Here is a 15724-nt window from a genome sequence, read left to right on the forward strand (position 1 = left end):
AATCACTCCCGCGTCTTCAGCACGGCGACCAGGTCCAGCCGGGCAATGCGCCGGTAGACCAGCAGCGCCGACACCGCACTGGCGCCCAGCACGGTGAGGGCCGCGAAGGCGTAGGTGGCCGTAGTCAGCTGCACCGGCACGCGGAACAGCTCGGACTGGAAACCCAGCGCCATCAGCCAGCACAGCAGCCAGCCGGCGGCCAGGCCGAACGGCAGCGACACCGCCACCAGCAGGCCGAGCTGGCCCAGCAGCAGCGCACCCACCTCGCCGCGCGTCATGCCCAGCACGCGCAGACTGGCCAGTTCGCGCCCGCGCTCGGACAGGCTGATGCGCGCGGCGTTGTACACCACGCCGAAGTTGATCACCGCGCCCAGCAATGCCGCCACCAGGGTGAACACCAGCAGGCTCTCGCCCATGGTGGCGTAGAAGCTGCGCACCGAGGCCAGGCGCGAGGCGACGCCGGCCACCCAGGGACGCCGATCCAGGCGTGCGTAGACGTCCGGCTCGGCGCCCGGCGTGACGCCGAGCAGCGCACCGGAAACCACGTCGCCATCGCCAAGCAGGCGATTCAGCGCGTCCAGATCCATGTAGCCGCGGGCGCCGATGTACTCGTGCACGAAGCCGGCCACAGGCACCTCGCGCAGGCGGCGGTGACCTTCCAGCGCCTGCACTTCCACGCGGTCGCCGGGCTTCAGGTCCAGCATCTTTTGCAGATAGTCGGTGAGCAACACGCCGTCGCCCTGCGGTTGCACCGGGCGCAGGCGCGCGTCGATCGGCCGGCGCAGGCGCGCGCCGACGGGCACGCCCTCGATGCTGGTGCGGTAGGAGCGCAGGCCGTGCACCAGGCGCACCGGCACCGAGCGCAGCGGCTCGGCCTCGCGCACGCCGGGCAACGCCGCCAACTCGAACACCGCGCGGCGCGGCGCGGGTTCGACGAAGCTCACCTCGATGTCATGGGTCTGCGCGATGCTCAGCTGCACGTCCACCATGCGCTCCACCGAATCGCCCTGAAAGCGACCCACCATCATCACCGCGCAGGCCATCGCCAGGCCGACGACGGTGAACAGCGCGCGGCCCGGGCGGCGTTCCAGGTCGCGCAGTGCGATGCGCGCGGCGGGGGACAGCCAGCGCTGGAAACCCAGCCGCTCCAGCAGGGTCGGCCCGAAGCGGGTCGGTGCGGGGGCGCGCATGGCTTCGGCGGGCGGCAGCGTGGCAGCAGCGCGCAGCGCCATCAACGCACCGCCGCTGGCGGCCGCCAGGCTCACTCCCAGGCCCAGCCCGACGGCACGCGTGCTCAGCCGGTAGGTGAGGAACGGGAAGCGGTAGATCTCCTGGTACACGTGGGCCAGCCAGCGGCCGAGTCCCGCGCCCAGCGCAATGCCGAGAAGTGCGCCGCCCAGCGCGATCCACGCGGCCATGCCCAGGTAGTGACCCGCCAGCGTGCGGTTGCCGTAGCCGAAGGCCTTCAGCACGCCGACCTGGTCGCGCTGCGTGCCCAGCAGGCGCATCAGCACCACGTGCATCAGGAAGGCGGCCACGCCCAGGAAGATGGCCGGGAACAGCGTGGCCATGGTGCGCAGCTGGCGCATTTCCTCCTCCAGGTAGCGTGCCGAGGTCTGCTCGTGGCGGCCGTAGGCGCCCACGCCGCCGTAGCGCGCCAGCAGCGCGTCGACATCGGCCGCCACCGCGGCCTGGCGCGCACCGGGCAGCAGGCGGAAGGCCAGATTGTCGAAGGCGCCGTCCATGTTCAGCGCCTTCTCCATCGCGTGGCGGTTCATCCACAGCACCGCGTAGCGGAGGAAGTCGGGGAACACCGCGCCGGGCGGGCTCTGGTAGACGTATTCGGGCGAGGTGCCGATGCCGACGATGCGCACCGTGCGCGCGTGCCCGCGCAGGATCATGTGCAGACTGTCGCCGGGGCGCAGTCCATGGGACTGGGCGAAGGCCTCGCCCAGCACGATTTCGCCCTCGGCATCCGGGTCGGGCAGGCGTCCGCTGGTCAGGTGCACGCGGTTGAGCAGCGGCTGGCCACCGCGGATCGGCAGCGACACCACCTCGCTGCGCGCCGGCTCGCCGAAGCCCGGCACGTCCAGCGTGGCCGCCGCCAGCAGGCGCGGCTGCACCGCCTGCACGCCCGGGACCGCCTCCAGCTGCGGGAGCAGGGTGTCGGGCGCGCGCTTGAGCGGTGCCCACAGATCGGCCAGCGCGCCTTCCTGGTAGAACTGCGCGCGGGTGGAATCCAGCGATTCCAGCGTGGACTGCGACATCACCAGGGTGGCCACGCCGCCGGCGATCACCCAGGCGATGGCCAGCGCCTGCGTCCGCATGTGCCACAGGTCGCGCAGCGCCTTGCGGGTGAGCGCGTTCACCAGCTCAACTCCTTCGCGGGCACGCGCCGGGGCGGCCGCTCCTCGCGCACGATGCGGCCATCGCCCAGGTACAGCACGCGGTGGGCCATCGCGGCGATGCCGGCGTTGTGGGTGATCACCACGGTGGTGGTGCCCAGTTGCGCGTTCACCTGCTCCAGCGCCTCCAGCACGCGCACGCCGGTGGCCGAGTCCAGCGCGCCGGTGGGCTCGTCGCACAGCAGCACTGCGGGGCGCTTGGCGATGGCGCGGGCGATCGCCACACGTTGCTGTTCGCCGCCGGACATCTGTGCGGGGAAGTGGTCCATGCGGTCGCCCAGGCCGACCCGCGCCAGCGCTTCCTCCGGCGGCATCGGGTGCTCGGCCAGCTCGGTGACAATCGCCACGTTCTCGCGCGCGGTGAGGCTGGGGATCAGGTTGTAGAACTGGAACACGAAGCCCACGTGCTCGCGGCGAAAGCGGGTGAGTGCGCGGTCGTCGGCGCCGGTGAGCCGGTGGTCCACGTACCAGACGTCGCCGCCGGTGGGCGCATCCAGCCCGCCGAGGATGTTGAGCAGGGTGGACTTGCCGCTGCCGGAAGGGCCGAGCAGCACCACGAACTCGCCGGAGTACAGCTCCAGGTCCACCCCGCGCAATGCGTGCACTTCCACCTCGCCCATGCGATAGACCTTGGTCAGGCCGTGTGCCCGGAACACCGGCGCAGGCGGGGAGGGCGATGGCGATGGCGATGGCGATGGCGATGGCGGCATGCGGGCGGCCTCTATTCAGCCCGGGCGCCGTGGAAGGTCGTCTGCTTCCGGCCGTCCGGTGGGTGCGGCAACCGTCACAGCATCCTTTTCAACGTGTTGTCCCGCCGCACGGCGTGATGCCAGAGGGCCGCGACCACGTGCAGCGCGATCAGGCCATAGAGGACATTGCCCAGGACTTCATGCAGCTCCTCGGCGAGCTCGTTCGCCTGCGGGTTCGGCTGGGCCAGCGCGGGGAGCTGCCAACCCAGCCACGGCAGCGTCAACGGCTCTCCGGCATAACCCAGCTGCAACCAGCCCAGCAGCGGCACCGCGAGCAGGAACGCATACAACGTCACATGCACGAGGCGTGCGGTCAGCGCGGTGAACCTGTCGGGCGTCGGGATGATCGGCGGCACCCGCGCGCGGATTCTCAGCACGATGCGCGGGATCAGCAGCAGCAGCACGGCCAGGCCCGCCGCGTAATGCCATTGCATGGCCGAGATGCCCGACACGACACTGCCGCCGTCGTCCTCGTGTTCTTCCGCGCCGGTCAGGATGGCGGCCGCCACGACGGCGATGACGGTCAGCCAATGGATGACCCTGAGGCTCAAGGGGTAGCGCGTGCTGGGGATGAACATGGTGTACCTCCCGGGCGAACGAAGGCGCCACTGGATGCGAAGCGCCGATCCGACGGAACGTCAGGTGCCCGGGCCTTCCCGTCAGGCAAGGGCGGTGGCGCCGTCAATGGTCCGGGTCCGGCGATGGGGGGCGTTGATCCACATCAACAGCACCACGGACTGCGTTCCATCGGGCGTTGAGCCAGATCAAGCGCCGCCGGGCGGCGGGCACTAGCCCGATGCCCAACCGGCGGAGCGGGCCCCTCAGACAGGCGCGAAGCGCCGACTGCGAGCCGACGCCTCGCATTGGCCGGACGACGTCGGCACGTGCCGACGGGAAACATCGATGAGCAACACGCCGACCATGCAGACCGCAACACTGAATCGCCTCGGCCCCAGCCTGCTGGTGATGGCGGGCTGCTGGCTTGTCGTGCAGGCCTTTCCTGCCAGCCATCCTGTATTCGGCAGCCATCGCGATAAAAAACGAACCTGATCCCTTTTTCTTCGCGGCGGCATGCAGCAGCAGAAAGGGCCGCCGCAAGGACAAGGAAAGTAGCGTTCCCGCGCGCCGGCCCCCAGCAAGGGCGGCCGGCGCCGGGGGCGGCAACGCCCCCGCATGTCGAATGGGGCCGGGTTCATTTACTTTGAATAAGTGAATGAACCTGACACCTTTTTCGACAACAATCTCCCCCTTGATGGCTAACGCTGGAATTGAGCGGCGGCGAAGCCGTCCGCCTCGAATGAAATGTTAGGCCGTTTCACTCGGAGCACCATGTACAAACTTGCTCATTTCCTCAACAGGGGTTTTGGATAGGCCTTCGCAATACATTGCGTCTTGCCAGTTCAGCAGTGCTTGCTTCATCCAAGCCATATTTTGTTTCCAAACCGGGCCGATGTGCTCTATCCACAGAGCTACCTCGCGCTCCGAGTGCTTCGAGGGAAGCGACAGGATCTTTGCCACAGAAACAACTTGTTGGGCCAGTTCTGCGTCAATGACATCGCCAGGTCGGGCCCAGTGCGCTTTTCCGAGGCAGTCAGTATAAAAGCCTAGCTGCTTGAGGTTGTCGAGCATCGCAGTGTGATCGGCATTGTCGGCGAACATGGGCCGAAAGTTCTCAAGCTGGCGTGCGCCGCCTGCGAACAACTGCGGAAATATCCAAGCAGCATTTTTGCGAGTATGTGAACGGTAGTCTCTCCAACAGCTTCGAACCTCCCCGTCGGTTCTCGCAACAGCGAGCGCCCTAAGAATTGAAACCTTCCCAGCCTCTTCAATTGCGAGAGCGGCCAGCGAGACCGCTGTTGCAAAACTTCCACGAGCCAGCAGAGCTTCCGCGTCACCTACAAGATGCGTCGCGTTCTCGGCAGCCGCAGACATACCCTCGGCAATCTGCCCCGCAGTCAATCTGCCTTTGTATGCGTCAAGTTTCTGCGACATTTTGTAGAGGGTCTAACGCTTAAGTTAAGCGGCGGCGTAGCCGTCCGCCTTGAATGACTAGTTAGGTCGATGCCTAGGAATATTTTTGCCGGCCATGATAAGAACGCTAATCTAAGGTTACTGGATCAATACCGTTTCGCTGTAGTAGCGGGATAAGCATGTCGAGTTGACGGTCATTTTGCCTCTCCACCCGAGCGAGGCGACTTTCCAGTCGCGTGATTGCGCTAAGCAAGATTGCCACGATGACTACTGCCACCCCGCCGATAAGCCACATCATTTGCGATTCGGGCACAGAACCCTCCTAGACCTAACGCCTGAATTTAGCGGCGCGCGCAGCGCGTCCGCTGGAATGAACTGTTAGCCAAACCATGCTACTTAAGCTTCTTGTGCAGCCACAGCGAGTACCACTTGGCCATTGTGACTTGGTAGAACGGCTGGCTAAGTGCGATGGGATATATCAACTTGCCGTTTATCATTGACAGACTGTACGGCGCGTCTTGATCGCACGACCAGTTTGAAGCGTCTCGAACCGCACAGTGCGCCAGGCTGGTAGGAGCACCGTCTTTGAACCAGTAAACGACTGTTTGCGCGCTTGGTATTGCTTCGTATGTAACCGGGTTCGCCGCCTCCTCGCCGGAGTCGCACACGCCTGCTCTCGCGCGTGCGGTGGGGCACCACGCTTGGTAGATAGTGACCTCGCGTGCAAATGGGGTCTGCTCGAAAAGAAACCATGCGAACAGTGCGGCCACGACAAGCAAGACAAACCCAGACGATTCGCTCATAAGCCACGCCCTTTGCCTGTATGCACTTGGCTAACGCTTGGTAGACCCCGAATCCGGAGCATAACGCCGATGCTCCACCGCCGGCGACATCTAGTCGCGCCGAAATATCCCTAAGCCCACCAGCAGCTTACGAACCACCTCCGGCAGACACGCCGCGCCCCGTGACCGAGCATATCGCGCCATTTGCGCGCGGATGGGCCTATCACCCAAGAACGGCGACAACCACACGGTGCAGCACATCACACTGCGGTCGTTGCGTACCCGATGGGCTCAGCGCCCACCAACCCTTACTCCTCATCCCCCGCCGCCAACGGCTGCATCACCCCCGGCTCAATCGAAAGTTGGCTCGCCGCCAACGCCACCTGTGTCCGATTGTTGACCCCCAGCTTGCGCATGATGGCCGTCATGTGCGCCTTGATGGTGGCTTCGGAGACGCTGAGTTCCCAGGCGATCTGCTTGTTGAGCAGGCCTTCGGCGATCATGGTGAGCACGCGGAATTGCTGCGGGGTGAGGCTGGCGATGCGGGCGGCAATGTCGGCTTCGGCGGGTTCGAGTTCGGCGGTGCCGGGGACGATTTGCGGCGGCAGCCAGACGTCGCCGTCGAGCACGGCGCGGATGGCTTGGACGATTTCCTCGCCGGCGGTGGATTTGGGGATGTAGGCGGCGGCGCCGTGGGCGAGCGCGCGGCGGGCAACGGCGGCTTCTTCGTAGCCGGAAACGACGATGATCGGCAGGCCGGGGTACTGGCCGCGGATGTGCACCAGCGCACTGTAGCCGCGCGCGCCGGGCATGTGCAGATCGAGCAGCAGCAGGTCGGCGTCGGGGTACTGGTCGATCAGGCCGAACAGGGTGTGGACGGTATCGGCGGTGTGCACGCCGGCGTCCGGCACCGCCGCCAGCACGGCGCGTTGCAGGGCGTCGCGGAACAGCGGGTGATCGTCCGCAATGAGAATGTCGGTCATGGGAGCCGGGATTCGGGATGGCGGGATTCGGGATTCGGAAAAGCGGCAGTGCCGAATCCCGAATCCCGACGCTCCAAACCCGACGCTATTTGATCAACCGCTCGTCCACCAGCACTTGCACCACGCTGGGGTCGGCCAACGTGGTGATGTCGCCGAGCTGGTCGGGGCGGTTTTCGCCGATCTTGCGCAGGATGCGGCGCATGATCTTGCCGGAGCGGGTCTTGGGCAGGCCGCTGGAGAACTGGATGTAGTCCGGGCTGGCGATGGGGCCGATTTCCTTGCGCACCCAGTTGACCAGCTCCTTGCGCAATTCGTCGCTGCCGTGCTCGCCGGCGTTCAAGGTGACGAAGGCATAGATGCCCTGGCCCTTGATGTCGTGCGGGCAACCGACCACGGCGGCTTCGGCCACCTTGGGGTGGGCCACCAGCGCGCTTTCCACTTCGGCGGTGCCGAGGCGGTGGCCGCTGACGTTGATGACGTCGTCCACGCGGCCGGTGATCCAGTAGTAGCCGTCTTCGTCGCGGCGGGCGCCGTCGCCGGAGAAGTAGTAGCCCGGATACGCCTTGAAATAGGTGTCGATGAAACGCTGGTGGTCGCCGTACACGGTGCGCACCTGGCCGGGCCAGGAGTCGCCGATGAGCAGGTTGCCCTCGGCCACGCCGTGCTGCACTTCGCCGTCGGTGCTGACGATGGCGGGCTGGACGCCGAAGAACGGCAGCGTGGCCGAGCCGGGCTTGGTGGCGATGGCGCCGGGGATGGCGGAAATCATGATGCCGCCGGTTTCGGTCTGCCACCAGGTATCCACGATCGGGCAGCGCTTTTCGCCGACCACGTTGTAGTACCACTCCCACGCCTCGGGGTTGATCGGCTCGCCGACCGAGCCAAGGATGCGCAGCGACTTGCGCGAGCACTTCTTGACCGGGCCCTCGCCCTCGCGCATCAGCGCGCGGATGGCGGTGGGCGCGGTGTAGAAGATGGTGATGCCGTACTTGTCGCACACTTCCCAGAAGCGGCTGTAGTCGGGGTAGTTGGGCACGCCTTCGAACATCACCGTGGTGGCGCCGTTGCACAGTGGGCCGTACACCACGTAGCTGTGGCCGGTGACCCAGCCCACGTCGGCGGTGCACCAGTACACGTCGTCTTCCTTGAGGTCGAAGATCACCTCGTGGGTGTAACTGACAAAGGTGAGGTAGCCACCGGTGGTGTGCAGGATGCCCTTGGGCTTGCCGGTGGAGCCGGAGGTGTAGAGCACGAACAGCGGGTGTTCGGCCTCCACCGGCACCGCCTCGCACTGGCTCGACTGGCCTTCGATCAGGGTGTGCCAGTAGCGGTCGCGCGGCGATTGCATGGCAATGGCGGCGCCGGTGTGGCGCACGACGATCACGGTTTCCACGCTGTTGGTGCCGGGGCGGGTGAGCGCCTCGTCCACGTTGACCTTGAGCGGAATGTGCTTGCCCGCGCGCAAGCCCTCGTCGGCGGTGATGACGATCTTCGCCTGCGAATCGACGATGCGACCGGCAAGCGAATCGGGTGAAAAGCCGCCGAACACCACCGAGTGGGTGGCGCCCAGGCGCACGCAGGCGAGCATCGCCACGGCGGCCTCGGGGATCATCGGCAGGTAGATGGCGACGCGGTCGCCTTTCTGGATGCCGAGGTTCTTCAGCACGTTCGCGAACTGGCACACCTCGGCGTGCAGCTGGCGGTAGGTGATCTTGCGCGACACCTTGGGGTCGTCGCCCTCGAAGATGATGGCGACCTTGTCGCCGCGTTCCTTCAGGTGGCGGTCGAGGCAATTGGCGCTGACGTTGAGCACGCCATCCTCGTACCAGCGGATGTGGAGATCCTTCGGGTCGAAGGAGACATCCTTGATTTTGGTCGGCTTTTTGACCCAGTCCAGGCGTTCCGCGGCCGTCTTCCAGAAAGCGACCGGATCTTTGACCGACTCGGCGTACAAGCGCTCGTAGTCTTGTTTGCGGTTGCGGGCCTTGGCGGCAAACGCGGGGTCGACGGGGTAAGTCGTGGACATGCGGATCTCCTTGGGCGGACAGGGTGGACGGCGGCGCACGCGGTTTCGCTGCGATCGCGCAACGGTTCGAGTGTAGCCTTCCATTCGTGTGCGCCAAGTCGGGGCACCATCGACTTTGGTCTAGTCAAGACTAACGGCGAATAGTCACCCGCCAGCATGCCTCGCCATGCTCGGCTTACCTTCACCCGGGGAGAGCATCACATGAGCTTGACACACGTCTGTGGTCGCAAGCCGCTTGTGCTCGGTATGGCCTGTGCCTTGGCACTACCGTGGGCCGTGCAGGCCCAGACCAACGCGCCGACGGCAAACGGCGAAAACGTCCGCGAACAACAACTCGAACACCGCGTCAACCAACTGGAACAGGAGCTCGATCAGCTCAAGGCGATGATCCAGGCGCAGAAGCAGCAGCAAGCTGCCGCGCCCGCACCGGCGGTGCCCAGCCAGAACGTGGCGGCTGCACCGGCCAAGCCGGTGTTCACCACGGCGCCTGGCATGAGCTTGGCGCTGCACGGTTTCGTCAGCGCCAGCGCGTTCAGCCAGAACAAGAGCTTCACCTTCGGCAACGGCACCAACGCGGAGTTTCCGGTGGCCGACAACAAGGGCTCGCTGTCCGGCGTGGACGTGCGCAACACGCGCTTCTGGCTGGATATCAGCGGCGCCAAGTTTGCCGGCGACTGGGTCGGCGGCGGGCGCATCGAGATGGATTTCTTCGGCGGCTTCAACGGCACCGGCGCCTACAGCCAACAGCAGCCCACGCCGCGCCTGCGTCAGGCGTACATGGATTTCACCAACCCCACCACCGGCACCACGGTGCGCGTGGGCCAGCAGTGGGAGCTGATGTTCCCGCTCGACAACGTGCCGGTATCGCTCTCGCACATCGCGTTCCCGCTCGGCTTTGGCACCGGCATGATCGGTTGGCGCTTCCCCGGCGTCGTGGTAATGCAGGATTTGAACCACGGTTCGGATGGCCCGAAGTGGCGCCTGGACGCCGGCGTGTTTGAAGGCTCGTGGAGCGGGCCGGGCGACAACGTCAATTACCTCACCGCCGGCAACGCTGGGTTCCGCCCGCAGCTCGAGGCCCGCCTGCGCGTGGCCGACAAGGACTGGGTGGCTTACGTGGCCGCGCACTACAGCGAGGTCAACCTGAAGGGTGTGGGCAACGCGGTACCCAACCCGCCGATCAAGGACACCATCACCAGCACCGGCTACGAGATCGGCGGCAGCTGGAAGCCGGGTCCGTGGGTGTTCAACGCGCTGGCCTACACCGGCAACGGGCTGGGCGAAATCTTCGGCGGCCTGGTGCAGTTTGGCGACATTTCGGAAAGCGGCGGTTACCTGCAGGCGGGCTACCACTTCACCCCGCACTGGAGCGCATATGCGTTCTACGGCATCGGCGCACCGGACAAGAACGACGTCTACCGCTGGCTGGCCAACAGTCCGAAGGCCCGGCTCAAGAGCCAGCAGGCGGCGCTCAGCGTGCAATACGCCGCCGGCGCGTATGCGCTGGGGCTGGAATGGATGCACGACAAGCTCGATACCGGCAACAGCCTGGGGTCGCAAAGCACCAGCGGCAACCAGATCAGCTTGAGCGGCATATACAAGTTCTGAGCAGTACACGGGCGGCGGCAGGTTGCTGCCGCCGCCCACGCGCAGCTGCGTGAGTAGGTGCGCCGCCGGTCGCAAACCGGCCTTCGGGGCAACGCAACAGAGGTTTCACACCACGACGACTGGTGCGGCGCAAGGGGCCGCACCGGCTGACGCGGCGCTACCGACCCGCCGTGCGGTGGGTCGCCAAGCCGGATGACGACTTCATGGGGAGGTCGCCACCATCACCCGGGGGAGAGGGCAAGTACCCATGGCCAATATCGCCAGCACGGCCGGCAACAGCGCCGGTTCCATGAGCTCCAGCCATACGCGCGTCATCATCGCGTCCAGCTTGGGCACGGTCTTCGAGTGGTACGACTTTTACCTGTACGGCTCTCTGGCCGTCATCATTGGTCACCAGTTTTTCTCCGGCTTGAACGAGGCAAGCCAACTGGTATTCGCGCTCTTGGCGTTTGCCGCCGGTTTTGCGGTGCGCCCGTTCGGCGCACTGGTGTTCGGCCGGGTCGGCGACTTGGTGGGGCGCAAGTACACGTTCCTCATCACCATCGTCATCATGGGCTTGTCCACGTTCTTCGTGGGCCTGTTGCCCAGCTACAACTCGATCGGCGTCGCCGCACCGGTGATCCTGATCGCGCTGCGCATGCTGCAGGGGCTGGCGCTGGGCGGCGAGTACGGCGGCGCTGCCACCTATGTGGCCGAGCACGCACCAAACGGCAAGCGCGGGCTGTTCACCAGCTTCATCCAGATCACGGCCACGTTCGGCCTGTTCCTGTCGCTGTTCGTCATCCTCGGCTCCAAGGCGCTGGTGGGCGACGCGTTCAGCGACTGGGGCTGGCGCATTCCGTTCCTGGTGTCCTCGCTGCTGCTGGTGATCTCGGTGTACATCCGCATGCAGCTCGCCGAATCCCCGGTGTTCAAGCAGATGAAGGCCGAGGGCAAGGGCTCGAAGGCGCCGCTGACCGAGTCGTTCGCGCGCTGGGGCAATTTGAAGATCGTGATCTTCGCCCTGCTCGGCGCCACCGCCGGCGAGGCCGTGGTGTGGTATGCGGGGCAGTTCTACTCGATGTACTTCCTCGGCAGCACGCTGCGCATCGACTCCACCACCACGCAGCTCCTGATTGCCGCGGCACTCCTGATCGGCACGCCGTTCTTCGTGTTCTTTGGCTGGCTCTCGGACAAGATCGGGCGCAAGCCGATCGTGCTGGCCGGTTGCCTGATCGCGGCGCTGACGTATTTCCCGATCTTCAAGGGCATCACCCACTACGGCAACCCGGCGATCGAGGCGGCGAGCATTTCCGCCCCGGTGAAAGTCATTGCCGACCCGGCCAACTGCCACCTGCAGATCAACCCGACCGGCACCGCGCAGTTCACCAGCTCGTGCGACGTGGCCAAGGGCTTTCTTGCCAAGCGCGGCGTGCCGTATGAAAACGTCGCCGCACCGGCCGGCACGCTGGCCAAGATCAGCGTCGGCGGGCAAATGAACGAGGCCTTTGAGGGCACCGGTCTGGCCAAGGCGGAATTCACCGCCAAGACCAAGGCGTTTGGCGCACAGGTGGGCGCGGAGCTGGACAAGGCCGGCTACCCGGCCAAGGCCGACCCGGCGCAGTCGAACTACCCGATGCTGATCCTGCTGCTCAGCATCCTGGTGATCTACGTGACCATGGTGTACGGCCCGATCGCGGCGTGGCTGGTGGAGATGTTCCCCACCCGTATCCGCTACACCTCGATGAGCCTGCCGTACCACATCGGCAACGGCTGGTTCGGTGGCTTCCTGCCCTCGGTATCGTTCGGCATCGTGGCGCTCACCGGCAACATCTATTCGGGCCTGTGGTACCCGGTGATCGTGGCCGCCGGTTGCTTCGTCATCGGTCTGTTCTTCCTGCCCGAAACCAAGGACGTGGATATCACGGCCTGACCGTGGCGGCGTGTCGCGCGGGCCGAGACGCCCGCGCGGCACACTGTCCGCATGGCCGACGCGTTCGACAAACCGCAAGCAATCAAAGGGCGTGGCGCGGCCTCCAATCCGGAGGGCCGGTTCGAGAGCATCCGCCACCACGCCGAGGACGACGGCTGGCAAAGCGCCCTGCTCGACGAGACCGCGCCACGGCCGCGCACGGAAGTCACCGCCGAGACCGCCAAAAGCGTCATCACCCGCAACGACTCGCCCGACATCGCGTTCGACCAGGCGCTGAACCCCTACCGCGGGTGCGAGCACGGCTGCATCTACTGCTTCGCCCGGCCCAGCCACAGTTACCTGAACCTCTCGCCCGGCCTCGATTTCGAGACCCGGCTACGGGCCAAGACCAACCTTGCCGAGGTGCTGCGCAAGGAGCTTTCCAGGCCCGGCTATGTGGTGAAACCGATCAACATCGGCAGCAACACCGACCCCTACCAGCCAGTGGAAAAACGCCTGCGCCTGACCCGCGCCGCGCTCGAAGTGCTGGCCGCCTGCCATCACCCGTGCACGATCGTCACCAAGGGCGCGCTGGTCGAGCGCGATATCGACCTCCTGGCGCCGATGGCGCGCGAAAACCTGGTGCAGGTGTTCCTCTCGGTCAACTCGCTGGACAACCACCTCGCGGCCAAACTCGAACCGCGCGCCACCGCGCCGCACCGGCGCATCCAGGCTATCCGCACGCTGAGCGAGGCCGGCATTCCGGTCGGCGTGCTGGTCGCGCCGATCATCCCGGCGCTGAACGACAAGGACATGGAAGCCGTGCTCGAACGCGCCGCACAGGCCGGCGCCGTCAGTGCCGGCTACACCGTGGTGCGCCTGCCGTGGGAGCTCAGGACCCTGTTTCGCGAATGGCTCGCCCTGCACGCACCCGACCGCGCCGAACACGTCATGAGCCTGGTGCGCCAGATGAACGGCGGCCGCGACTACGACAGTGATTTCCGCACCCGCATGCGCGGCCAGGGCGTGTTCGCCGACCTCCTGCGCAAACGCTTCGACGTGGCTTGCCGCCAGCACGGCCTCACCCGTTCGCGCAAGCTGCAACTCGACACCACGCGCTTCGTGCCGCCGCGCGCGGCATCGGCGCAGGGGGAGTTGTTCTGAGCTTCGATCAGGCGATATCGATGCCCCGATGAAACCACCCGTGCGCCACCGCCTCGTACGTGCCGTCAGACTGGGGAACGCACGGACGCGGTGGCGCGGGGCGGCTACTTCGCCGGCAAATACTTCGCAAACCAATCCAGCGAGCGCTGACGCAGGTCGCGGGTGTGGGCGGGGTCCTCGAAGTGGTGGCCTTCGTTGGGGTAGACGACCAACTCGGTCGGCACGCCGAGGGCTTTAAGGGCGTGCCAGTACTCGAAGGATTGTGGTGCGGGGCACTCTTCGTCGCGGTCGCCGACGATGATGAGGGTGGGGGTTTTCGCGCGCTTGATGAAGGTGAGCGGCGAGCTGCGGTCGTAGACCTTGGGGTCGTCGTAATACGAGGCGCCGAAGTACGGAATCATCCACTCGTCGATGCGGTTTTCGCCGTAATAACTCGCCCAGTTGGAAATGCCGGCGCCGGCGACGACGGCGCGGAAGCGCTGGGTTTGGGTGGGTGCGAACATGCTCATGAAGCCGCCGTAGCTCCAGCCGGTGAGGCCGAGGCGGTGGTCGTCGACCGGCACGCGTTTTTCCACCGCGTCCACGCCGGCCAGGATGTCGCGCAGGTCGCCATAGCCGAAATCCTTGCGGTTGGCCTGCACGAACGCCTCGCCCTGCCCGTAGCTGCCGCGCGGGTTGGGCATAAATTGGAAATAGCCGCTGGCCGCGTACATGGCGCGCGCGCCGGGCCAGCCCGCCAGCACCCCCCAGGCCGGGCCACCGTGCACCTGGACGATCATCGGGTAGCGCTTGGCCGGGTCGTAGTTGGCCGGGTAGAGCAGCCAACCCTGCACATGATGACCATCGCTTTCCCACTCGATCGACTCGGCCTTGCCCCACATCGGCTTGGCGTCGGTGTTGAGCGCGGTAACCGCGGGCGGCAGCACGTGACCGAGCCTGCCGGCATGTACCTCCGGTGCATGTTCAAACGAGCTTTGCTGGTAGGCGACGCGCTGGCCGTCGGCGGACACCGAAAGCGAGAGCGCCGCGCCACCGGCACCAATCGTGGCGGGCAGGTCGAACCAGGGCGTGGTGGCCTGCGCCCGATCACCGCGCAGCGTGTAGGTGGCCAGTTGCACCTTGCCGCGCGCATTCTGGTTGACCAACAGGGTGTCGTTCCCAGTCCACGTGTACCACTGCGGGGTGACGGTGATGTCCGGCGTGAGGTCCACCGGCGCACCGCCGTTGGCGGCCACCGCGTAGAGATCGCCGCCGGTACCACCCTGATCGCTCATCAGGCCGCCGATGAAAGCCACGCGCGCGCCGTCCGGCGAAAACCGCGGCAGCGCCATCTGCAGGCCGTGCAGCGGGCCGGTCACGGTCGCCGGATCAACCAGCACGGTTGGTGCGGCGCCCGGTTGCGCGTTCTGCACATAGAGCTTGGCCACCCACCAGTTGTCGTCGCCCGGCGGCACGGCGGCGGTGTAGGCGATGCGCGTGCCATCCGCGGAACGGTTGAATTCATAGGCGTTGAGCGTGGCCGGGGTCAGCTCGCGCAAGGTGCCGTTGGCGACGTCGATGCTGGCCACACGCTGCACTTGCGGCTTGGCCTCGCCGATCACGCCGACCTGCTCGGCGCCAGCCGCGGTGGCCGCAGCCTGGCGCGTGGCGCCGGGCACGAACAGCAGATCCAGCGCCTTGCCGTCGCGCGACCACGCCAGGCCATGCGCGTAGCCGGCCAGCGCCGCCAGCTGCCGCGGCGACGCCTTGCCGCGCGCGTCGAGCAGCACCACGGCAAGGTGCACGGCCTTGGTGTGGGTGAGGTCCTTGCCGCAATCGACCAGCAGCGCGAGCGTGCGCGAATCGGGCGACCACGCCAGATCACGCTTGCTGCAAGCCACGCGCTGCGCGCCGACGTCGAGCCCACGGGTGTGCTTGCCATCGGCATCGCCCAGCTCGATCGCCGGCTGCTTGCCCTCGCGCACCCACGCGAGCTGCGTGCCGTCGGGCGACAGCGCCACGGCGCCGATGTGCTGCACGTGGTCTAGCTTGGCAAGTAATGCCAGCGTGGGGTTGGCGGTGGGTACGGCTTGCGCCAACGCCGCGGGCGAAGCCACGAGGGCGCCGAGCAGCACGGTCAGCGCGGCAGGCAGACGGAACGACATG

11 protein-coding genes are annotated in these 15724 nt (G+C 66.3%); 4 read left to right on the forward strand and 7 right to left on the reverse strand.

The window, feature by feature from the left end; translation table 11 throughout:
- Nucleotides 1-2: 2 nt before the first annotated feature.
- The 3 genes from AC3WP6_RS15635 to AC3WP6_RS15645 all read right to left on the reverse strand — a co-directional run bounded on the left by AC3WP6_RS15635 (nucleotide 3) and on the right by AC3WP6_RS15645 (nucleotide 3732).
- A complete protein-coding gene (locus AC3WP6_RS15635) occupies nucleotides 3-2369 on the reverse strand; it encodes an ABC transporter permease (RefSeq protein WP_492628540.1) in 2367 nt (788 codons plus the stop codon).
- Nucleotides 2366-3061, reverse strand: a complete 696-nt coding sequence (locus AC3WP6_RS15640; protein ID WP_492628541.1) for an ABC transporter ATP-binding protein — start codon at nucleotides 3059-3061, stop codon at nucleotides 2366-2368. Before AC3WP6_RS15640 ends, AC3WP6_RS15635 begins: the two co-directional genes overlap by 4 nt.
- A gap of 128 nt (nucleotides 3062-3189) precedes the next feature.
- Nucleotides 3190-3732: a cytochrome b gene (locus tag AC3WP6_RS15645; RefSeq protein WP_492628542.1), complete on the reverse strand. Its 543-nt coding sequence runs from the start codon at nucleotides 3730-3732 to the stop codon at nucleotides 3190-3192.
- A 325-nt stretch (nucleotides 3733-4057) separates the two neighbouring features.
- Here AC3WP6_RS15645 and AC3WP6_RS15650 point away from each other — a divergent pair, with 325 nt between their 5' ends.
- Nucleotides 4058-4204, forward strand: a complete 147-nt coding sequence (locus AC3WP6_RS15650; RefSeq protein ID WP_492628543.1) for a hypothetical protein — start codon at nucleotides 4058-4060, stop codon at nucleotides 4202-4204.
- A 255-nt stretch (nucleotides 4205-4459) separates the two neighbouring features.
- Here AC3WP6_RS15650 and AC3WP6_RS15655 read toward each other — a convergent pair whose 3' ends face one another.
- The 3 genes from AC3WP6_RS15655 to acs form a co-directional block, all read right to left on the reverse strand.
- A complete protein-coding gene (locus tag AC3WP6_RS15655; RefSeq protein WP_492628544.1) occupies nucleotides 4460-5146 on the reverse strand; it encodes an AbiV family abortive infection protein in 687 nt (228 codons plus the stop codon).
- Nucleotides 5147-6215: 1069 nt separating this feature from the next.
- Nucleotides 6216-6890, reverse strand: a complete 675-nt coding sequence (locus AC3WP6_RS15660) for a response regulator (protein WP_492628545.1) — start codon at nucleotides 6888-6890, stop codon at nucleotides 6216-6218.
- Between the two features lie 85 nt (nucleotides 6891-6975).
- Nucleotides 6976-8916: an acetate--CoA ligase gene (gene acs / locus AC3WP6_RS15665; protein WP_492628546.1), complete on the reverse strand. Its 1941-nt coding sequence runs from the start codon at nucleotides 8914-8916 to the stop codon at nucleotides 6976-6978.
- A gap of 201 nt (nucleotides 8917-9117) precedes the next feature.
- Between acs and AC3WP6_RS15670 the strand changes: the two genes are divergently transcribed.
- The 3 genes from AC3WP6_RS15670 (at nucleotide 9118) to AC3WP6_RS15680 (ending at nucleotide 13579) form a co-directional block, all read left to right on the forward strand.
- The gene (locus AC3WP6_RS15670; RefSeq protein WP_492628547.1) at nucleotides 9118-10524 is read left to right on the forward strand and encodes a porin family protein; all 1407 of its coding nucleotides are present in this window, start codon (nucleotides 9118-9120) and stop codon (nucleotides 10522-10524) included.
- Nucleotides 10525-10771: 247 nt separating this feature from the next.
- Nucleotides 10772-12436 carry an MFS transporter gene (locus AC3WP6_RS15675; protein WP_492628548.1) on the forward strand — a complete coding sequence of 555 codons (1665 nt, stop codon included), beginning with the start codon at nucleotides 10772-10774 and terminating at the stop codon, nucleotides 12434-12436.
- A gap of 51 nt (nucleotides 12437-12487) precedes the next feature.
- A complete protein-coding gene (locus tag AC3WP6_RS15680; RefSeq protein ID WP_492628549.1) occupies nucleotides 12488-13579 on the forward strand; it encodes a PA0069 family radical SAM protein in 1092 nt (363 codons plus the stop codon).
- A 104-nt stretch (nucleotides 13580-13683) separates the two neighbouring features.
- Here the strand turns inward: AC3WP6_RS15680 and AC3WP6_RS15685 are convergent, their stop codons facing one another.
- On the reverse strand, nucleotides 13684-15723 hold the full coding sequence (locus AC3WP6_RS15685) for a S9 family peptidase (protein WP_492628550.1): 2040 nt from the start codon (nucleotides 15721-15723) through the stop codon (nucleotides 13684-13686).
- Nucleotide 15724: the final 1 nt, after the last annotated feature.

The sequence above is a fragment of the Rhodanobacter sp. FW106-HT46G03 genome (assembly GCF_058789895.1).